The following is a 21,003-nucleotide window of genomic DNA, read 5'->3' on the forward strand; positions in this document are numbered from 1 at the left end:
TTCCTCGACTTTAGTTCTGCGCTTCTTCAATCGCTGAAAGCAGCCGCCGCGCGCTGATTCCCAGATTCACTGCTGCTTCCGTATTCTTGGTTCGCTGCGCCTGATCGACTTTCGCTTGCAAATAGCCCATTTCTTCCCGGCCAAGCGCAATCGCGGCGCTTACCTTTGCCGAATCTCCCGTGCGCTTCTTTTCTTCGCGTCCCAGAGCCACGAGCGCGCGAGCAGCCACGGCCCGCCGAAGATCTTCAGAGAGCTGGCCGCCGTCGCTCACGAACGCGTTTACTTCCCATGCCGAAAGCAAAATCTTCGCGTCGCCAATCGTGATTGTGCTCATCGAGCGTCCCCGTGAAGGCGGCGCTTCGATCAGTTGTTCCCAGATCGATTCCAGGCATGCTTCGAGTTCTGTCGATGGCACATTTCGATTGCCGGGAGAGGGTGCCTTGCTCTCGCCCGCCGGCTTCTTGCTTTCCGCTGTAGGAGGTGTCGTGTCGGCGGCTTTTGTGCCTGATGCAACCGTGCTGGACTGCTTTGCCGGTGCGCTCATTTGTGTCTTCGGCGCGGCGGTTGTTTCCGGTTTTTCTGGTGCCACAACAGGTTTTTTCGCCGCATTCGAGGCGGAGGGAACCTGCGCGCTCATGGGAGTGACTTTTGCCGTGGTCGGCCGTCGTTCAGAAGCTTGCTGCTTCGGTATAGCGGCATCAGAGGCTTTCGTCGTAGCGCTTTGTTCGTCTTTTGTTGCGGGCTTCGGCGCTGCCGCTTTTTCGCTTGCCGTGCTGGCGTCTGCAGCCACCTTACCCTCGACGCTTCTGGCAGTGATCGTTCCGATGGCGGGCATTTTTATTTCTGCAGGCGGAATCCCCAGCGCGCGCTCCACCGCTGCGCGAATCGCTAGCAGTTGCTCGAATGTCTTGTTTGCCGAATTCTCTGCATAGTCCGAGGAAATCGGCTGCCGCCACGAAAGTGAAATCTCTCGAAGGTTTTGGATCGGTTCCTGCGCTGTCAGTCCCGCAGAGCGGCAATCCACCGTTGAAATGCCCCGGCGTTCGAGCTCCGTCAAGCCTTCCCGTATCGCGCGAAGGTCCGCATGCAGCAATCGGAAAAAAGCGCGTCGCAACAGGAAGTTGAATCGCGTGAACGCCACCAACGCTGCCGGGTCATAGAACATGAACCCTGATGCATCTTTCAGTTCGCGCCCCTTTTCCAATAGTTTCGCGGCAAAGACCTCGCGCAACCCCTGGCACTGCTTTGTCACTTCCAGTACTTGATCCAGTGGCGCACACCATTCCAGTTCGGTCGAATCGGCGTCGCCGAGAACGTTACGCAATACCTGCGCGACGTCTCCCAGCGTGATCTCGCACGAATACAAATCCTCCGGAGCGCAAAGTGCAAAATAGGTCGCTAGCAGTAGGTCGATATTGTCGCGATCCGTCGGAGATTTTTCCGGCCGTCGCAGCAGTCGCCAGATCAATGCGCGCAGGCTGTCCGGTTCGATCTCTTTGATCGAGTGTAGAAGCTGCCGGAGCTGATTGGTCTTGACGCATCCGTCCATTTCGTCCAGCCACTGCGTGATCTTGGCGAAAAGGTCGTTTGCCGGGCAGGCCGCTGGGAGTACGGAATTGTTTGCCGGCGGAATGCCTATATGGAAATGCGTCGTTAGATAGAAATAGAGCGGATAGACGAGGCGCGCCTCGAGCCACGCGGCGGCGATGGCTTCGGCCTTTTCGCTAATCGACCGCGCGTCGGGTTTTGGTGGCGCAGATTTATTGCTCATGCCGCTCATCGAATAATCCAATTCGGAATTTTTTCCGAAAATCGCACCGCCACTGCGCGTCTTCCAAGTTCGAAATGCACGGCCACAACCGAAGCTTCTGCCTTCAAGGAACCGTCGGAGTTTTCGATTTTCACGCGGTCCGCAAATTCAAGAGGCAGCTTGGACGCGAAGAGTGCTTCATTCGCCGTGCCAAATTCGATCAGCGTGCTTTCCCTGACGCCTCCTCCTGCCGCGCGCAACGCCGTTATCTCAATTGGCAGTCGCATGAGAACCGCTCCGGGAAACAACTCAGCCAGCCTTTTCACGACTGATCCTGTGGAAAGAGGCTTCGCTTCAGCAATTTCGTGTTTCACAAATCCCTCTCGGCAGGCGCCGGTCCGCGCCATTCGCATGAGCACACGGAGAGACACCGGCGCTTCCGACGGATAACGATTGCAAGACCAGAACCAAACAGGAGGGCTTGTCCCAAAAGCTAACGTGCAGCAAGCACGGGAATTACGAGCGCGTCAAAATTCACAAAATACCTGACCGTCTCACCCTGCGACGAATCCGTCTCACAATCCTCGCTATTTCCGTGAGACGCTCGCGAAACATTAATTCTCGGTCATCAATTTAGTCTCCAGAGGCTTCGCTGGGGGCTAGTTTCGCCCCTGGCCGCAGTGGAATCTGATATTGCTTGAGTTTGCGATACAGAGTCGCTCGGCTGATTCCCAGCATTTTGCCAGCGAGTGCTTTGTCACCGCCGACCTGTTCAAACACGCGCAGAATGGTCATACGCTCCATGTCCACCAGCGCAGTCGAAGCCAGATCGTTCGCCTCTTCGGCCGATTGCGATGCTCCCAGTCCCGACAAAATTGCCGGCGTTAGATCCTTCACATCAATGCCGTGCCTGTCTCCCAAGGCCAGCGCTCGCGCGACGCAGTTTTCCAGTTCGCGCACGTTCCCGGGCCAGTCGTACTGCAGAAGGGCTTTCATCGCTGCCGAGCTGACGTGAATATTTTCGCTCGGAGCATGCCGCTCCAGAAAACAATGCACCAGCGCGGGAATATCCGAGCGCCTTTCCCGCAGCGGCGGCAGGTGCACGGTCACGACGTTCAGTCGGAAAAACAAATCTTTGCGGAAGGTTCCCGCTCGATAGGCCGTCTCCAGGTCGCGGTTTGTCGCGGCAATCACGCGCACGTCCACGGAGACCTTTTCGTTGCTGCCTACAGGGCGCACCTCTCTTTCTTGCAGCACGCGCAGCAGCTTCGCTTGCATTTCCAGCGGTAACTCGCCGATTTCGTCGAGAAAGATCGTCCCGCCATTGGCGCTCTGAAAGAGGCCGGACTTTGACTTCAATGCTCCAGTGAACGCGCCCTTTTCGTGTCCGAATAGCTCACTTTCCATCAGCGTGGGCACGAGCGCCCCGCAATCCACCGCGACAAATGGCATTTTGGCCAGCGGCCCGCGAAAGTGAATCGCTCGCGCCACAAGTTCTTTTCCTGTGCCGCTCTCGCCGGCGATCAGCACGGGCGTGCGCGAATCCTTCAGCCGCGACACCATGCGTAGAAGGTCCTGAACCTTCGCCGATGTGCCCACGATTCCATCGAGCTGCGTTTCCGTGTCCATCCGTTCGCGAAGAAATTGATTTTCGCTGACGAGCCGAACTTTCTCCGCCATTCGTTGCAAAAGCAGCCGCAATTTCTCCACGCGGAATGGTTTTTCGATGTAATCGTAAGCGCCGAGCTTCATCGCATCGACGGCGGACTCGATCGTGCCGTGACCCGTCATGATCGCGACTTCGGTTGCCGGCAAAAGTTGTTTGATTTGCCGCAACAATTCAACACCGCTTTCTTGCGGCAATTTCAAATCGGCCAGGACTACATCCGGCGCTTGCGTTTCGATCAGCGCCAGCGCGGCTTCCGCGCTTTCCGCTTCCGCCGGTGCAAAACCCAGCTTTTCACCAATCGTCACGCAGAGTTTGCGGATCGACGGTTCATCATCCACCACCAGAAATCGGATTTTCATTTCGCTGGACATATTCCCTCTTTCATCGCTTTTGCTTCTCCGCCAGCCTCGCTATTTCGCCGCCTCGCCCGCTGTCGTCATAGCCGCGCTTTGCGCTGTCGGCAGCCGCACAAAAAAAGTGCAGCCATCGCCCTCCGAATTATTGGTGCACGAAACTTCCCCGTTGTGTTCCCGCACAATGCCATAGCAAATGCTCAAGCCCAGCCCTGTGCCCTTGCCGAGCTCCTTCGTCGTATAAAACGGTTCAAAGATTCGCGCCATATCCGAAATGCCGGTTCCGTTGTCGCGAATCGCCACTTCTACAAATTCTTCTTTCTCGCTTGTGACAATTTCGATCTTTCCCGCACGCCGCGCTTCCTGCACGGCGTCATAGGCATTGTTGAGAATGTTGAGAAACACTTGTTGAAGTTGATGCGCATCGCCAAAAACTCGCGGCACGTCCGCGCCGTATTTCTCCGCGACCTCCATCCCATCTCCCGCCGATCCGTACGTGCGAAGCTGTACGACCTGCCTCAATATCGCGTGGACGTCGAGCGGCTCGCGGCGCGCAGGCATCTGCCGCGCGAACTGCAGCAAATTCTGCACGATTTCTTTCGTGCGCTCTGCCTCCTGGAGCACGATGCGCAGTTCCTCTTTCGCCTCCACTGGCACCGCGTTGTTCTCCAGTAGCAGGTCCGCATAGCCCACGATTGCTGCCAGCGGATTATTGATTTCATGCGCTACGCCCGAGACCAGTTGACCGAGTGCCGCCATTTTTTCGGCGTGCCGGAGCTGCGCTTGCAACACAGCGGCATCGGTGATATCCGTCATCACCACGACGATGCTGCTCACGTGTCCTTGCTCATCGCGGATTGGGCTCAGGCTGATCGAGAATTGTCCCGTGCTCCGATTCCCGCGCCGCACGGGCAGTTCGAGGTTTTCTGGCGTAAATCCTTCGAGTGTGCTTTCAAACGCCTTCTCAAATTTCGTCCGGCGATCGCGCGGAATAAATTCCGCAAGCGTCTTTCCCAGCAAATCTCCCTGGCTGTATCCCGATTCGTAGGTTTTCCGGTTCGCGTAGCTCACCAGGCCGGCCGTGTCGAGCACAAGAATCATGCTCTGCGTATGGTTCAGAATCTTCGTGTTGAAATCCCGTTCCCGCTGCAGTTGCGCTTGGTACGTCCTCTGCTCGGTGATGTCCTTCAGGATATGGATCGTCCGCGAGCCTTCTTCTGAGCCGGCTCCGATTCGCGAAGTCGAAATCAAATATGCGCGTGTTCCAGCGCTCACAACGGACTCATCGCTTGCGCTGCTCGACTCGCTGCAAAATGGACATGCTCGGCTTCGCGCGCTCGTGACAATGGAATTCAGTGCGCGCGTGCTCATGCCTACAAGCTCCGAAGGCCGTGCTCCAAGTGCTTCCGCCAGCGATCGATTCAATCGCACGATCCGATTCGCAGGATCGTGCACGACAATCAAATCCGTGATCGCGTCGAAGTCTTCCACCCACTGCCGCTTCGACTGTTCAATCCGTGAAAAAAGGCGCGAATTCTCCAGCGCCACCGAGGCATGGCTCGCCAGCGCCTGAATCAAGTTGTCGTCAGCTGCGGAAAACTCGCGCTCCCGGTTCACCAGGCAGAGGATGCCTAGCAAATCCCCTTCCCGGCCAGTCAGCCGCACCATGCAGACATCGCGCCATTCCAGGGCGTCAGCCACTTCTTCCCCTAGCAGTTCTCTTGCGTTTCCAGTGAGTAGCAAGCTCGGATGTTCCGCTGCAAAATTTGTCAACGCATCATCCAGAGGCGCTCTGGCTTCCAGATGAGGTTTGCCATCCACGTGATGCGCGTAAACAATTTCCAGCCGCGCGCCCCGCGTCAGCGCAAGGATGGCTGCCTGCGCCCCAAGCATTTTTCTTGCATTCGACGTAAACCGCCCGACAAACTCCGGCAGGCGCAGCGATGGCTTCAATTCGACCGCAAGGTCCATCAGGTCCTGCGCGCGACGTTCCGACGAATCCTCCTGCTCCTCGTTTTTGAAAAATAACTTCGCGAGAGCGCCGGCATAGGCTTCGGCTTGATTCACAGTTTGCGGATCAAATACTTTCGCGCCGTTTCTTCGCGAAAGGACAAGAATCGAAGCGCGCCGTTCGCCCAGCTCCATGGGAAGGACGATATACCTTTGGCCTTCAATGAGTTTTTTCTCCGACTTGCCAAGCTTTAATTCAGAATTTCTTGCAATGGCCCGGCCCTTGGCGACCGCTCGATGAAAAATAGGGGCTTCTGACAATGGCGCTTTCCAGCCTCGTAGCAATTTCGACGGCCCTTCTGAATGGACCAAACAAAGCTCTGCATTTCCTTTGTCGATATCCCAGAAGCTCGCGCCATCCAGTTGAAAGAATGATTTCGCCAATCGGCAAGCAGCTCTGGGGAACGCCTCAGGAGAGCATTCCGAAGCGTGCGTTTGAAGTTGTGCCAGAAGGCCATCAAGGCCCTCTCTACGGCGTGTGTAAGAGGTTCGTTGCTTCGATCGCGAAGGCATGGAGGTTTGTGGGTCTGAGCGAACAATTTCAAATTGAGAAACAATCCAACGTTAGCCCTAATTCTCATTTTGAGTCAACCCGAGTCATAGCTTCGGTTGCTGAATCGTGCATGACCCTATCCTAGAACGACTCTCATTGTGAGACGGCCCTATTGCCTCCAGCGGGTTCCTGAGACAAATTCTGGAATTCCAGGCATTTTTCCAGGATCGCCGACTTCTAATTAGCCATTTATTATGTGTCGGTTATGAGAATACCGTACCGAATTTTGTTAGAGTACTGGAACTGGTATGAGCCTTGCAATTAATGGGAGCGGATTAGTAGGTACCCGGTCATAAGGAGACCCGTCCGTGAACATTCGATCGAAGATTATGCGTTCCGCTCTCGTAGCCCTTGCAGGTTCTGTCCTCATCTTGCCGCCGGCAGCCATGAGTCAGGATGCAGCCACCAAGCGCAAGGTGAGCCACAAAGTTGTACCTGAGTTCCCAGAGCTCGCCAGGCAACTGAATATCACCGGCAAAGTGAAGCTCGCGCTTGTTGTTGCTCCAGACGGCCACGTGAAGAGCACTCAGGTTTTGGGCGGAAGCCCGCTGTTGGCTCAATCAGCCAGCAAAGCAGCGAAGGGCTGGAAATTCGAGCCTGGTCCAAAGGAGACCACCGAAATCATCGAATTCGACTTCACGCAACAGGATCAGCAATAGCCAGTGCTCGCCGCGCCTTCGTGTTGACTTCAAAGAAGGGGCGCTTGGTCGCTTGGGGGGAGGCTTTCGAAGATGACGATTGGAAAGAAACTCTATATTGGTTTCGGCTCGATTCTGGCGCTCTTGCTGACTGTGTTTCTCGTCAACTTGACGGCCTTGCTGCGTGAGCATTCCGTCCGGGATAAGGCTGCGAGCACGCTTCAAAGTCTTCAAACCATCGAGAAGGTTCGCTATCAAATGATGCAGGTTCGCCTTGACCTCCGCAACTTCCTCTTGAGTGGTGACCCGCGCATTGAAGGCACTACAAACAAGCAGGAAAGCGACCTGATGGATTATCTTCAGGCTCAGCGCACGAATTCTTCTGATGAAATCCTCCGAAACGCTCTGACCGAAGTGAACAACAGCGAAGCGGACTGGTACGAAAATTTTGCCAAGCCGCTAATCGAAAAAAGGCACCAGGTCGATTCCGGCGACGCAACCGTCTCCGATCTTCAAGTCTTTTATCTCGAAAAAAAGCCTGGCTCTTGGATCAACGGCGACGTCAATATACTCGATCAAGCTGACGCGCAGATTCACAAGTCCTATGACGATGCCAATCAATCCGCTACTCGTGCCAGCAATGTAAGCATCTACGGCGGCCTTTTCGGAATGTTCCTTGCCATCTTTTTGGGCATCGGCATCGCCTATTACACCGCCAAGTCCATCAATCAGCCGCTCAGTCATTTGATCGAGGTCGCGCACGAAATCGGCAGTGCTGGTGATCTCGATCAGAATATTGATATTCACCGCAATGATGAGGTCGGCCGCCTCGCCGATAACTTCCGCTCCATGGTCGAACACTTGAAGCGCATGGCCGGTGTTTCCGCTTCTGTCGCCGAAGGCGATCTCGACGTCGAAATCGAACCGCTCTCCAAACGCGATACCTTGGCCTCTGCATTTTCCCGCATGGCTCAGGGCCTCCGCGACATAGTCGGTCAAGTTCGTGATAGCGCTTCGCAGGTTTCCGCCGGTGCCAGCCAGATGGCCGCGGCTTCCGAGGAGTCCGCGAAAGTCAGCGTTCAGGCTGCGGCTGCTATTGATGAAGTGACCAGCACGATGCATGAAATGAGCATCAACGTGCAGAATGTCGTCAAAAACACGCAGGTTCAGGCTTCCAGCGTCGCCGAAACTTCCGCATCAATCGAACAGATGGTCGCTTCGATTCAGCGCGTCGCCGATACGGCCAAGATCCTTCTCGACATTTGCCATCGTTCTCGCGTCGAAGTCGAAACCGGCATCACGACTATGGAGAAGGCCACAGACGGCTTGAATCGCACCAGCGCCTCCATTCAATCCTCTTCGGACATCATCGGCGTCCTTGGCAAGCGTGCCGACGATATCGGCAAGATCATCGAAGTAATAGACGATTTGGCCGAGCAAACCAATCTGCTCGCGCTCAACGCCGCCATCGAAGCCGCTCGCGCCGGCGAACACGGCCTCGGTTTTGCCGTTGTCGCCGACGAAGTCCGCAAGCTCGCCGAAAAATCCACGCAATCCACAAAAGAAATCGCCGACCTCATCCAGGGGATTCAGAAGGAAGCGCGCGAGGCCGTCGACAACATGGCCAAGAGTACGCAGATGGTTCAGGACGGTCTGGTGCTCGGCCTCGATCTTAATAAGGCTTTCGGCAAGATTTCCAACGTCGTCAGCGAAGTTTATAAATTTGCGCAGGAAATTGGTGCCGCCACCAACGAGCAGTCCAGCGGTTCCTCGCAGATTGCCAAGGCAACTTCGCGTCTCACGGAAATCACTCAGGAGATCAACTCTTCCGTCGAGGAGCAGGCTTCTGGTGCGCAGGGTGTCGTCCGCGCCATGGAAAAAATGCGCGAGCTCGTGCAGCAGTCCACTTCAAGCTCGACTGAACTCGCCGCTACCGCCGAGCAGATGTCCAAGCTTTCGCGTATCTTGCTTGAAAGCATGGACCGCTTCCGTATCGAGCGCGAATCCCGCGAGAACGGCAAACATCACTCTTCTTGGCGGAACAAGAAAGACCGCGACGCTCACTCCGAAGATTCCCATCGTCGCGAGCTGGTTCGGGTCTGACCGGAGCCGCACATGGCAAAAGACGTCCAGCTTGTTGGTCTCCGCATCGGACGCGAAACGTACGGCGTTCCTATCGCCATCGTGCGTGAAATCGTCCGCGTCCCGGAAATCACCGCCGTACCCAACGCTCAGGAATTTGTTGAAGGCGTCATCAATCTTCGCGGAAAGATAATTTCGGTCGTGGATCTTCGCAAGCGCTTCGGCGGCACCACTTCCGATAACAGTAAGAAAAATAGAGTCGTCGTCGTGGAACTCGATAACCGCACCGTCGGCCTGATCGTGAACGCCGCTTCGGAAGTCTTGAAAATCCCGCCTTCCGAAATCGAACCTCCAGGCTCCGTTTTCCCCGAGGGAGAAATCGATTATGTGACCGGCGTCGGCAAACTCGGCGGCCGTCTCGTCATTCTTCTCGACTTAAACAAAGTCCTGAAGACGAATGAATTGCGGCATCTCGATGAGCTGGTGCCGGCGGCCTCGGTCTGAGCCTCTGAAGCATTTTGAAATCGTAGAGTTGTGCGAAGGGAATTATGGCGACTTTCACTGTTCCTGTTCAACTGACTGACCCTGAGCTCAAGCTCCTGCAGACGCTCATCTATCAGGAATGCGGCATGTGTTTCGATGAGCATCGCGTTCATTTTCTCTGTGACCGCCTCCAGCGCCGTCTGAAAGCCTGTAATCTCGATTCGTTCTACAGCTATTACCGCTTGCTCACCAGCCACGAAGGCAAAAAAGAACTCTCCGCCCTGCTTGAGAATCTCACGGTCAACGAAACCAGTTTTTTTCGCAATGTTCCGCAGTTGGAATTATTTTCGAAAGTCGTTCTCGAAAATCTCTTGCACCGCAAGCAGGAGCGCCGCGATTTTTCCCTTCGCTTCTGGAGCGCCGGCTGCTCCACGGGGCAGGAACCGTACACGATGGCGATCCAGATTTGCGACGCGCTCGCCTACTATTACTTGCGCAATCCACTGCCTTTCGACATGCCCTCGCCGAAGCCGCTCGTGCCGCCGCCGTGGAAAGTCGAAATCCTCGCCTCCGACATCAGCTATTCCGCGCTGCTTCAGGCCGAGCAAGGCCTTTACACCGAAAATCAGATGGAGTCGGTTGATTACACCTGCCGCCTGCGCTACTTCGAAAAAATGGGCGACAAATACGCCATCAAGCCCGCGCTGAAAAACATCGTTCAGTTCGACTTTCACAATCTTAAGGCCGAATTCTTGCCGCAGCGCAACGACATTATTTTCTGCCGCAACGTCATGATTTATTTCGATGAGGCCGAACAGAAGCGCCTGATCGACAAGTTTTATCGTTGCTTGAATCCCGATGGCTATCTTTTCGTCGGCCACGCCGAGAGCCTCTTCGGCCTGACCACGAAATTCAAAATGATTCACCAGAATAATGGCACTGCGTATCAGCGAATCGAGGGCCACGCGTGAACTTCTTTCCCGACGAACGCGCCGCCGAACTCCGCGAGCTTTTCTTTGAAAGCGCACAGGAGTTGCTTCAGGAGCTCAACGAAGCCGGGCTGGAGCTCGAAGCTCGTCCGGACGACGCCGAAATCGTCCGCCGTGTTCGCCGCGTTGTGCACACGCTCAAGGGCGACTCCGCCGCGTGCGGTTTTCAGGAGCTGAGCTCTCTGGCGCATGAGATGGAAGATGCGCTCGCTCCGCAGGCCGTCCGCGGCGCAAAAAATTCTCTCGTCGAAGTCATCTTCACCGCTGCTGACACATTCCAGGCCATGCTCGCCGCGTATCGCAAATCGCTCCCGCCTCCCACGGGCGATGCGCTTCGCGAACACATTCGCCAGATCGCATCTACGCCGGCGAAACGGCCTGCCGCGCCTGCCCCCGCCGAAGCGTTTTCTCCAAAGTTCGACTGGAATGCCTCCCAGCGCGACCGCATCTCGAACGCCTTGGGGCACGGCGAGTGCGTTTTCAATATCGCCCTGCAAATCGATCCTTCTAGCGGCATGCGCTCCGCCGCATTTCAGCTCATTCGAAATGTTCTGGAAGGTGTCGGTTCCATCCTCGCGATCCATCCATCGGATGTCGACTCAGCGGAATTCGCCGCGCACGTCGAGGCTGCTCTCGCGACTGAACATTCCAAGAGCGCTTTGGCGAAAAAGTGCCGGATCCCGTCCGTCGTCGCTGACATCACCGTGCATCAAGTCAGCGAAGCGCAGGAACCTTCGCAGGATTTGCTGGATGTGCTTTTGCAGGCCGAAGCGCACGCTTCCGGCGCTGCCGTGCCGCTCCACAAAGCTCGCGCTCCGCAAGCTCGTCCGGTTCCCGCGCCGGAGTCCGAGGAATCGCGCCGTGAGGCCCGCGCCTCCGCTACTCTAGCCGCCGCGCAGAACACTCTGCGCGTTGATGCCACGCGCATCGACACGGTTCTCAATCTCATCGGCGAACTCATCATCGGCAAATCCATGCTGCATCGCACCATCATCGAATTCGACAAGCATCACGCCAAGGATCCCTTGCGCAGCCGTTTCGCCGACGCACTCGCATTTCAATCCCGCGTCCTCGAAGACCTGCAGCGCTCCGTGATGAAAATCCGCATGGTTCCCGTCGAACAGCTCTTTCGCCGTTTCCCGCGCATCGTCCGCGATGTCTCTCTAAACTGCGGACGCGACGTCGCTCTCGAAATCGCCGGCGAGCATACTGACCTCGACAAGGGCATTCTCGACGCGCTGGCCGAGCCGATCGCTCATCTGGTTCGCAACGCCGTCGATCACGGAATTGAAACTCCGGAAGAGCGCGAAGCCAAGGGCAAGCCGAAAAGCGGTGTTATTCGCCTCAACGCTTATCATCAGGGCAATCAAGTCGTCATCGAAGTTTCCGACGATGGCCGCGGCATCGACCGCAAAAAGCTCGTCAGCCGCGCCGTCGAGCGCGGTTCCATCTCTGCCGCCGAGGCAAGCAAATTCACCGAAGAAGATGCCACGCGGTTAATTTTCCAGCCTGGCCTCAGCACCGCGGATGCGGTGACGGAAGTTTCTGGCCGCGGCGTCGGCATGGACGCCGTGATCGGCGTTCTCGAGCGATTGAAAGGTACCATTGAAACGGATTCCATCCCCGGCCAAGGCACCACGTTTCGCATCTTCGTGCCTCTTACGCTTGCGAGTATTCAGGCGCTTCTCTTCAAGGTCACTGGTCATCTTTATGCCGTACCGCTCGCCAACGTTGTCGAAATCACTCGCGTCGCCGGTTCGGAAATTCATCGCGTCGATGATTACGAAGTCATTCGCCTTCGCGATCAGTTGCTCACTCTGGTTCATCTCGACCGCCTCACTGCGCAGAACGCCAAAGTGGCCTCCAGCAAATCATTCGTCATTATTATTGGGGCGGGCGAAAAAAAGTTTGGTCTCATTGTGGATAGTTTGATGGGTGAAGAGGAATTGGTCATTAAGGCCCTCGACGATCGTCTGTCATCCTCGGACTTCGTCAGCGGCGCATCGATTCTTGGCGATGGCACCGTCGTCTTGATTTTGAACATACCCGTCGTCGCCAGCCGGCTCGCTCGTTTGCCGGCATTGGGAGCGATCGCGTGAGCGAACCTATCCGTGTACTCGTTGTCGACGATTCGGCACTGATGCGCAAACTGATTCCGCAGATTTTGGAGCAGGATGGCTCGATCAAAGTGGTGGGCACTGCGATGGATGGTTCATTCGGCCTGAAAAAAATTGAAGAGCTCAAGCCCCAGGTCATTACCCTCGACCTCGAGATGCCCCGCATGAACGGTCTTGAGACCATGCGCGAGATCACCCGCCGCTTCCGCTTGCCCGTAATCGTCTTTAGCACGCATTCGCGCAATGGCGCTCGTGCCACATTAAAAGCCCTGTCTCTCGGTGCCTTTGATTTTGTCACCAAACCCAATGCCGCCTCCGCCGGCAACATACAGGAGATCGCTGAAGAGTTCGCCCTCAAGATCAAAGCCGCGGCCAAGGCCGGCTTCCCCAAAGTCATGATGGATGTTCTTCCGGCGCGCCCGAAAAGCACCATGCCGAAGGTCAATCGCTTTCGCCCGCCGACTCGTGTCATCGCCGTTGGTGTTTCCACCGGCGGGCCGAATGCGCTCGAATACATGCTCTCGCAAATTCCCGCGGATTTTTCGGGCTGCTTCCTCATCGCTCAGCATATGCCCGAAGGATTCACCGAAATGCTCGCTCGCCGCCTGGATGAATCGTCCATGATCAAAGTCCGCGAGGCTCGTTCGGGCGAACCTCTGATTGCCGGCCAGGCCTTGATCTGTCCGGGTAATCGCCACATTCACATTCGCCGCGCCGCCACCGGCCACATTGTCGTGCTTTCGGAAACCGCGCGCGTCAATGGCCACCGTCCATCCGCCGATGTCTTATTTCGCTCCGTCGCCAAAGAATTTGGCTCTCAGGCCATCGCTCTTCTTATGACCGGCATGGGCGACGACGGCGTTGATGCCATTCGTCTTATCCGCGACGCGGGCGGCCTCACGCTGGCCCAGGATTCTGGTTCGTGTGTCGTCGATAGCATGCCACGCAGCGCCGTCGAACACGGCTACATTTCCCGCGTCATCAGTCTCGAGGCGTTGCCCAATTTCTTGTATGTCCAGTGTCCGGAATTGCAGGAAGAGAGCAGTGAAGAAAATTCTGTAACCCCGAGGCATCTGCAATAGTTTGGCCGGAAGCTCCGGGCGCAACTGAGGAGAATGTTATGAAACCGTTTACGCCTTTGACTCGCAAGCAGAACAGCGGCCCCGTCCGCTATCTCGTGGTCGACGACTCCGTCTTCGCGCGAAAGAGTCTCGCCAAGATGATCGAATCCTTCGGCGGCGAACTGGCCGGCGAAGCCGGCGATGGCTGCACCGCCATCACCGAATATACTCGCACCAGCCCCGATATTGTTCTGATGGATATCACCATGCCCCAGATGGAAGGCATTGAAGCCGTCGAGCGCATTGTTCGCCAGCATCCCGAGGCGCGCATCGTCATGGTTTCTTCCGTCGGCTATCAGGACAACATTCTCGCGGCGCTCCAAAAGGGCGCACGGCATTTCGTGCAGAAGCCCGTCAAGCCCGACGTGCTCTACGAAATCATCCGTTACGTCCTGAACGACGAAACCGCCGCGCAAACGCCGGCGACGGTCGGAGAGGCACGCTCATGAAAATGCAACTCATTCAGCCGTTCATCAGTGCGGCAGATTCCGTCCTCGCTCATGCGCTCGATGGCCCCACGAGAATCGGCGATCTGACCATGGAAGAAGACGGTTACCGCCAGAAGGGCGTCGCCGCGGTTATTTCCATCAACGGTGAAATCGAAGGCCGCGTTATTCTGGACATGGATTCAGCCGCCGCCGTCCGTGTCGCTTCCGCGCTCGCGGGTTGCGAAGTCGACGCCTCCGAGCAGGTCGTCCGCGAAACCGTCTGCGAACTCGCCAACATGGTCATCGGCAACGCCGTCACGCTGCTCAACGACCGCGGCTATCAATTCAAGGTTCATCCGCCGGAAATTCGCTCAAACAAAGAAAACGTCCGCAGCACAGCCGAGACCGAAGCGATGGCCATGTATTTCGATACGCCCGCGGGGCGCATTTTCGTCAACATCGCCATGCGCTACAGCGCGCAGCGCCGTTCCGATAAGGCTCCTGCTCTCACGAACTAGTTTGTAGTGAATTTGTACCTGTGGCTCGGCTGAGAACAGCAGCAGCGCGAGCAGTCAAAGCGTCCGTAGCAACCCGCGAATTTCTAACCCGCCGATCAGTAGGTGTAAACTCCGAAGTCGTCAGAATCCCAGCCCCAATACGGGTCGCACCAATACGGATCCCAGTAGGGATCGCATCCGTATGCCGGATAGCCCCAGTCCAATCCCCAATAAGCTCCGGGCCATCCCCAGCCAAATCCCAATCCCCAACCGAAGTCGTCCCAATCGGAGTCGCCCCAACCATAACCACCCCAACCATAGCCACCCCATCCATAGCCGCCCCAACCATAACCACCTCGGCCAAATCGGCGTCCCCATCCGCGTCCAAATCCAAATCCTCGCATATTGCCGTTGCCGCCGCGGAAGCCTCTGCCGCCGAATCCTCCATTCAGGCCTCTGCCGCCTAGCCCTCTGCCATACGAGCGGTCAAAAATGCCCGGTGCGTTTCCTCCGAATCGGCCGCTTCCAAGCGGTGTGCTCCGCCCAAGGCCGAAATTTCTGGTACCGGAATTGCGTCCGCGAACGCCTCCAAAATTAGAAATCCCCCGGCCTGAAGAAACCGCGCGCGCATTTCCGGCGAAGTTACCTCGCGCCGCCCCAAACGAATGCCAATGGCCATCCGCCATCGCCGCGTTTCGAAGCCCTGCGGAACCAAAAGAATTCGCCGAGCGCCCGCTGCTTCCAAAGGAATGCCAGTGCCCGTCCGCTACAGCACCGCGTCCGCCAAACGATCGGCGTCCGTTCGCGAACCCGCGGCCCGCGCCACTCCTGTTGCCGAATCCGGATCCGCGATAACCGGAGGCGCCAAATCCTCGTGGCGAAAATCCGCGCCCGCCTCGATATCCCCCGCCGCCATACGCTCGTGCCCCGCCACGGGGTCCACCGTAAGATCCTCTGCCGCCAAATCCGCCACCGCCGCGATACCCTCCGCCTCCATGGAACCCGCCGCCAAACCCGCCACCGCCACGAAAGCCTCCGCCACCGCCGCCGCGATATCCGCCACCGCCACCGTGGAATCCACCACCGCCACCGTGGAATCCTCCGCCCCCACCGTGAAACCCGCCTCCGCCGCCATGAAACCCACCGCCTCCACCGTGGGATCCACCACCGCCATGTCCCCCTCCACGTTGTGCGAATGTTGGACTCGCAGCAAAAAACAGAAGGGCAAGCGAAGCACAAAATACCAACAGCGATTTTGCGATTGCGAATCTTTTCATGGCGGCTACCTCCGCCCGCGATACAACGGGCCGGACTACGCGGGAGACCTCAGCCGGTCCTTGATCTCTTGGATTGTTTAGCGGGCGATTAGGTTGCAAGAACTAAAACGCGGCCGAGGGATCTCGGCCCACAAAAGGCCATTTTTGCCGCGCGGGTTTTACGCATTAGCTTACTGCTCTTTTCGCAGGTATCTCACGCCATGGCGAAACAGTCCCGCCGTCGGCAGCGCTCTCACGTGCACTACCACCGCGGGCACGAACACATTTGCCATCCCTGGTGTGTAGGGCACAGCCACTTCGATCTGTGCGCCCTCCGCGTATTTATTCCGGCTGCGAAACGCGATCCCCTGCCGCGAAACATTTTCGCAAACCGCCATTTCTTCCGTGCCCATATCCTGCCGCACACATGCGGTCAATCTCGTATCGTAGCGCGTCGTTTCTCGTTCCGGCGTTGAGCTTGGCGCGGGTATGGCGTCGCTCCGCGACTCCGCCGTGCGGCTCTGGTGCATCGATTCGAGCGGTTGCTTCCAGATCGTCGGCGCCTCGCAGACCCGGCATTGCCGTGCGAAGAGATGATTGGTTTCGAATTCCTTCAGCTCGCGTGAATCCAAATAGGCCAGCTCTTGGCTCCGGCAGTGCGTGCATTCCACCAGCAATCGCACGACGGCTTCCGCCGCTTGCTCCGGCGAGGGGAACCCGATTCCCCAGAAATCCAATTTCTGGTCCACAAACGCCACGCCATAGCCGAACCCATCCGGTCCTTCCCGGTCGCGCGCCACCACGCGAACTTGCGTTTCGCGATGCGTCCCGTCCGCGTGCCGGCGCCGGACGGTCAATTCCTGCTCCATCTGCAGACGATGCTTGAGTGTCAGCAGCGCGCCGTGACGGTTCACCACAATGGTCCGTGCCGTCTCCGTGAACGGCCGGTTCTCGGCGTCGACTCCCGCAACATCCAGAGAAAAAGAAACCGAGATGCGGTCGCTTCGCCGATCCTCGCGCGAGCCCATCCGCCTGCCTCCTTCAATCGCAGAGGGATAATTGCAAAATCTAAGTTACCACATTGCGAATGTCGCGAATGCGCCGCCCTGTCGCGAGTTTCCGAGGATGAAACTTCGCACGCCTATGTCTCGAACGGGTGTTCGAGCGATGGGCTCTGCGGCGTGAACATCTTCGCGCCATCTTCGGTGATGTGTATGCAATCTTCCAGCCGCACGCCGAATTCTCCGCGGATGTAAACCCCCGGTTCGTCGCTGAAGCTCATCCGCGGCTCGAGCTTTATCGTGTCGCCGCCGACCAGGTAATACCATTCGTGGTCGTCCATTCCGATTCCGTGCCCCAATCGGTGGCCAAAATATTTGTACCCCGGCCCGTATCCCGCATCCTCGATCACTTTTCGCGCCGCCGCGTCCACCGATTGCGCTTCCACGCCCGGCCGCGCCTGCGCCAGCGCCGCAGACTGCGCCCGGTGCACGATGTCGAAAACTTTTTGCATCTTGTCTGCCGGTTTTCCGATCACGAACGTCCGGCTGATGTCCGAATGGTATCCCTCCACCGTACAGCCGCCATCCATCAGCAGAATCGTTCCTTCTTCCACTTTTTGTGGCTCGATCGATCCGTGCGGCAGCGCCGAATACGGCCCCACTTGCACGCCGGCGTCTCCTTTGAATCCCAATTGATCGTGCGCTTGCGACACCATGCGCGAAAAATCGTTCTGCGTCATCCCCGGCTTCAGCGCTTCCCACGCCGCCTTGTACGCGTTCCACGTCACCGTATTCGCCAGTTGCAGCAGCGCAATTTCATGATCTGTCTTGTGTGCCCGGCAGCCCGCCGTCACAGGTGTCGCGCTCGTGAACGTTGCCTGCGGTGCCGCGTGCGCGATTCCGTCGCTGTATACGAACCACACCGTCTCCTCGATTCCCAGCCGTCCGCTCGCGATTCCGCGATCGTGCAACCCTTGCGCCGCGCGTTCATACGGGCTCTCGTTTTCTTGCCAGATGCGCATGTCCGGATTCCCCGCGAACGGCCCGCGGTTGATCTGTTCCCGTGCGCGGTCCTCCTCGAATCCCGGGCAAACGAAAAACGCCTCGCCCTTCGCCGGCACAATCAGGAAAAATGACCGCTCGCTCAGCCACCAGTCAATATTCGCAAAATATTTCAGCGACGACCCGCCGATCAGCACCATCGCATCGATATGGTTCGCTCGCATCAGCCGTCGCGCTTTCTCGACGCGTTCCTGTCTTTCCGCCACCGTGATCGGCTGTGCCTGATCGCGCATCGACTTCAAATTCGCAATCGACGCCGGCAGCGGCGCGCACCCTGCATTCTCCTGCGCCGGAAGCCATCGCGACGCCAGCGGCAGGCTCGCGGCCAATCCTCCGAGTTGAAAAAATCTTCGGCGGCTCAGCATCGTTTCATTCTCCTCAGTATTCGGTTTTTCGCGCACATCGAATCGTTTGCTCTCAATACACCCAGCTCATGTCCGCGCCCTTCGGCGCCGTTTTCTTCATCCACTCCGCCGCCTGCGGGAAAATTCGCTGGTTCCACGTCATTCCGCTCACTCCCGGAGGATTGATCGGCCCGCCCGTGTAGCAGTGCGGCTGCTTTTCTCCGTATTCGAAATCTCCCGCATAGTACGGATAGTTCGTCTGTTCCAGAAAATCCTGCAGCAGCGACACCGCATTGTTCAAATAGAATGTATCCATCGTCCCGACGGTAAAATGCAATTTCCCCACGAGCTTCGGCCCCAGCGTGCTCCAGTTCGTCCGAATGATGTAGCTCAAGTCGTAGTGTTGCTTCCAGTATTCCGCCACATCGTGATTGACTTCTCCCGTCATCGGATCCCAGATTTCTCTCGGATATCCGTCGTCGCCCGCGGGACTGAACACCGCCTGCCAGATATCAAACTGATCGCCTGACCGGCTTTTCGTCCCCAGCACCAGTTCACGATGCGTTTCGCCTTCCATCGTGTTTTCGATCTCGTCGTCCGTCGTGCGCATCATCCCGCGCGGCACTTTCGCAAACGGCCCTTCCACCCAGAACGCATTCTTGTCCTCGTATAAATTCACCGTCTGATACGCACGAAAATCCACCGGGTCCGGGCACGCCGTCCACGCTCCATTGTAAAAATCGGGGTAAAACACCTGCGACGCCAGCGTTTCCCATCCGCCCGTTGATCCGCCGTAAACAGCCCGCGCCCATCCTTGCCCGATTCCGCGGTACCGCCGCTCCACCTCCGGAATCAGCTCTTTCACGATCGCGTCGCCGTATGGCCCCACGTTTTCCGAATTCACCGCGTACGAATCGTCGAAATACGGATTCGCGTGTTGAATTGTCAGCACCAAAAAATGCGGCAATCTTCCCGAAGTCCAGTCTTGATAAAATTTGTACGCATATTCCTGCGCCATTCGCTCGCGTCCCGTCGCATCGGGCGACGGCGGCTCCGTCCGAAAAGGCATCGCCGCGCGCCAGTCCGGCGCGAAATGCCCTTGATACACCATCAGCGGATAGTGCGCGTTCGGATGTTCGTTCCATCCCGGCGGCAGCAGCACGTCGCCCGTGATGTACGTCGGCGTCCCGTAGAATTTCGTCAGCAGCGCACTCTCGATGCGCACGTGCTTGATCCAATCCGTATCCTGCGGCGCCGTCACCGGCGGCACAACTTCGCTCAGCCCCACGTGAATCACGCCGTCTGCCGTTGGATCCACATGCACGTGCTGCACGGCGCTGTACAAATTCCCCGGCTTGCGCGCCCAGTGCTGTCCTTCGCCTTTGTCCGGAGGCAGTTCGACCGTGTGCCCATTCGCCAGATGATACGTCTGATAAATATTCAGCACCGCCTGCACGTAATAATCTCCCGCTGCCACTTTCGCCAGGCTTTCGATCGGATATCCGAACACCGACGCATCCACCGTCACCGGCGTCCCCGGCATCCAATCGTTCACATTTACGCCGAACATCTGCGCCGCCGTCAGCGCCGTGTACCCGGTTTGAAATCGCGGTTCCGGCTCGTTGGTCGTCGCCAGCACCAGTATCACGCGTCCAGTCAGCGGCGCCGCGCTCCTCTCGCTCGGAAATGTAATCTCGAATTTCAGCCCGCTCGATTTCTCCGCAGCCGCGCCTTTGTGCGTTCGTGAACTCTTCCGCGAAGAAGCGTGTGCGCCCTCCTGCGCCGTCGCCGCGCTCGGAAGAGTCGCCCAGCAAATCAGCGCCGCTAGGAACAGCCACATCGCGCTTCTTCGTGACTTCTCCCGCGCACCAATTCGTTTTGTGCAAATCATCGCCGTTTTGTTTCCTCGCATGGCGCACCCCCGTATGGTCTTTCAGCGCACGAAATCATACTCGCCTTTTTTCTCTCCGGCGTCGTTTTTTCATTCGCCCGGACACACGTCGTCCGATCTCCGCCGGCGCTTTGAAAAATCGAAAAGGCTTGTCATTCAAAGGAGCAAAGCGACGAGCCTGCCTGCCGCAGGCAGGGAATCTGCAGATCGCTTTTTCTTGGGAGTACCTCGGTGGTTCTTGTTCAGCAGTTTTTTTACAGAATTAACGCTGCGTTTCCGCCAGCCATCCATCGAGCATTCGCTGCTGCTCGGCGGGTGTATTTTCAAACACGATTCCCATCCCAAATTCGGCGTGAACGTTCAGCACGCGCCCATTCGTCTGAAATGTCTGCCCGCCTTTGCTCAGCTTCACGCGCACTTCCGTTCCTTCCGCGAACGTGTTCATCGCGCCCATATAGCAGCCGTTCGCGCTCAGTTGCGTCGTTTGCGCCATGATGCGCTCGCCCGAGCGGATCTCCGTCACATCCGCCAGCGCCACGATGATGTGCCGTTGCGCCACGCGTCGCTCTGGGCTTCCCTCGCCCTCGCCGCTCGCGTTTTCCGGATTCGAAGTCCTCTCCGTCATCGCTCACCTCGATCTCGTCCTGCCACTTCCTCGCCGCAGCCTTCCGTCGCCAAATCGTTTGCCAAATCTTTGTCGCAGTCCTCCCTGGTCAAATCCCTGTTGCGGCTTCGCTCCCAATTTCCGTTCCGCTGCCG

General features: G+C 57.4%; 18 protein-coding genes. 8 read left to right on the forward strand and 10 right to left on the reverse strand.

What is annotated here, in order from left to right; genetic code table 11:
* Window positions 1-10: 10 nt before the first annotated feature.
* The 4 genes from VGR81_11700 to VGR81_11715 form a co-directional block, all read right to left on the reverse strand.
* Window positions 11-1,771 (reverse strand): hypothetical protein, encoded by a 1,761-nt coding sequence (locus VGR81_11700; protein ID HEV2289607.1) that lies wholly within the window; start codon window positions 1,769-1,771, stop codon window positions 11-13.
* Between the two features lie 5 nt (window positions 1,772-1,776).
* The gene (locus VGR81_11705) at window positions 1,777-2,124 is read right to left on the reverse strand and encodes a hypothetical protein (GenBank protein HEV2289608.1); all 348 of its coding nucleotides are present in this window, start codon (window positions 2,122-2,124) and stop codon (window positions 1,777-1,779) included.
* Between the two features lie 259 nt (window positions 2,125-2,383).
* Window positions 2,384-3,778, reverse strand: coding sequence for a sigma-54 dependent transcriptional regulator (locus tag VGR81_11710; GenBank protein HEV2289609.1), 1,395 nt, complete (start codon window positions 3,776-3,778; stop codon window positions 2,384-2,386).
* A gap of 51 nt (window positions 3,779-3,829) precedes the next feature.
* On the reverse strand, window positions 3,830-6,043 hold the full coding sequence (locus VGR81_11715; protein ID HEV2289610.1) for an ATP-binding protein: 2,214 nt from the start codon (window positions 6,041-6,043) through the stop codon (window positions 3,830-3,832).
* Window positions 6,044-6,643: 600 nt separating this feature from the next.
* Between VGR81_11715 and VGR81_11720 the strand changes: the two genes are divergently transcribed.
* The 8 genes from VGR81_11720 (at window position 6,644) to VGR81_11755 (ending at window position 14,711) form a co-directional block, all read left to right on the forward strand.
* The gene (locus tag VGR81_11720) at window positions 6,644-6,994 is read left to right on the forward strand and encodes an energy transducer TonB (protein ID HEV2289611.1); all 351 of its coding nucleotides are present in this window, start codon (window positions 6,644-6,646) and stop codon (window positions 6,992-6,994) included.
* 72 nt (window positions 6,995-7,066) lie between these two features.
* A complete protein-coding gene (locus VGR81_11725; protein HEV2289612.1) occupies window positions 7,067-9,076 on the forward strand; it encodes a methyl-accepting chemotaxis protein in 2,010 nt (669 codons plus the stop codon).
* Between the two features lie 12 nt (window positions 9,077-9,088).
* A complete protein-coding gene (locus VGR81_11730; protein HEV2289613.1) occupies window positions 9,089-9,559 on the forward strand; it encodes a chemotaxis protein CheW in 471 nt (156 codons plus the stop codon).
* A gap of 44 nt (window positions 9,560-9,603) precedes the next feature.
* Window positions 9,604-10,509: a CheR family methyltransferase gene (locus VGR81_11735; GenBank protein ID HEV2289614.1), complete on the forward strand. Its 906-nt coding sequence runs from the start codon at window positions 9,604-9,606 to the stop codon at window positions 10,507-10,509.
* Window positions 10,506-12,626: a chemotaxis protein CheA gene (locus tag VGR81_11740; GenBank protein HEV2289615.1), complete on the forward strand. Its 2,121-nt coding sequence runs from the start codon at window positions 10,506-10,508 to the stop codon at window positions 12,624-12,626. Before VGR81_11735 ends, VGR81_11740 begins: the two co-directional genes overlap by 4 nt.
* Window positions 12,623-13,726: a chemotaxis response regulator protein-glutamate methylesterase gene (locus VGR81_11745; protein ID HEV2289616.1), complete on the forward strand. Its 1,104-nt coding sequence runs from the start codon at window positions 12,623-12,625 to the stop codon at window positions 13,724-13,726. The genes VGR81_11740 and VGR81_11745 overlap by 4 nt, the downstream gene beginning before the upstream one ends.
* Window positions 13,727-13,764: 38 nt before the next feature.
* Entirely contained in the window at window positions 13,765-14,214 is a 450-nt protein-coding gene (locus VGR81_11750; protein ID HEV2289617.1) for a response regulator, read from the forward strand.
* Window positions 14,211-14,711, forward strand: a complete 501-nt coding sequence (locus VGR81_11755; protein HEV2289618.1) for a chemotaxis protein CheX — start codon at window positions 14,211-14,213, stop codon at window positions 14,709-14,711. The genes VGR81_11750 and VGR81_11755 overlap by 4 nt, the downstream gene beginning before the upstream one ends.
* A gap of 95 nt (window positions 14,712-14,806) precedes the next feature.
* On the opposite strand, the gene VGR81_11760 is transcribed toward VGR81_11755, so the two are convergent.
* The 6 genes from VGR81_11760 to VGR81_11785 all read right to left on the reverse strand — a co-directional run bounded on the left by VGR81_11760 (window position 14,807) and on the right by VGR81_11785 (window position 20,869).
* The gene (locus VGR81_11760; GenBank protein HEV2289619.1) at window positions 14,807-15,094 is read right to left on the reverse strand and encodes a hypothetical protein; all 288 of its coding nucleotides are present in this window, start codon (window positions 15,092-15,094) and stop codon (window positions 14,807-14,809) included.
* 362 nt (window positions 15,095-15,456) lie between these two features.
* Complete coding sequence (locus tag VGR81_11765; protein ID HEV2289620.1) at window positions 15,457-15,903, reverse strand: hypothetical protein; 447 nt, start codon at window positions 15,901-15,903, stop codon at window positions 15,457-15,459.
* Window positions 15,904-16,137: 234 nt separating this feature from the next.
* Window positions 16,138-16,974: a PilZ domain-containing protein gene (locus VGR81_11770; GenBank protein ID HEV2289621.1), complete on the reverse strand. Its 837-nt coding sequence runs from the start codon at window positions 16,972-16,974 to the stop codon at window positions 16,138-16,140.
* Between the two features lie 113 nt (window positions 16,975-17,087).
* Window positions 17,088-18,374, reverse strand: coding sequence for a Xaa-Pro peptidase family protein (locus tag VGR81_11775; GenBank protein HEV2289622.1), 1,287 nt, complete (start codon window positions 18,372-18,374; stop codon window positions 17,088-17,090).
* Between the two features lie 52 nt (window positions 18,375-18,426).
* Entirely contained in the window at window positions 18,427-20,193 is a 1,767-nt protein-coding gene (locus tag VGR81_11780) for a hypothetical protein (GenBank protein ID HEV2289623.1), read from the reverse strand.
* A 313-nt stretch (window positions 20,194-20,506) separates the two neighbouring features.
* On the reverse strand, window positions 20,507-20,869 hold the full coding sequence (locus VGR81_11785; GenBank protein HEV2289624.1) for a PilZ domain-containing protein: 363 nt from the start codon (window positions 20,867-20,869) through the stop codon (window positions 20,507-20,509).
* Between the last annotated feature and the right edge of the window lie 134 nt (window positions 20,870-21,003).

It is taken from the genome of Candidatus Acidiferrales bacterium (assembly GCA_035934015.1).
In the GTDB taxonomy this organism is placed as follows: domain Bacteria; phylum Acidobacteriota; class Terriglobia; order Acidiferrales; family UBA7541; genus DAHUXN01.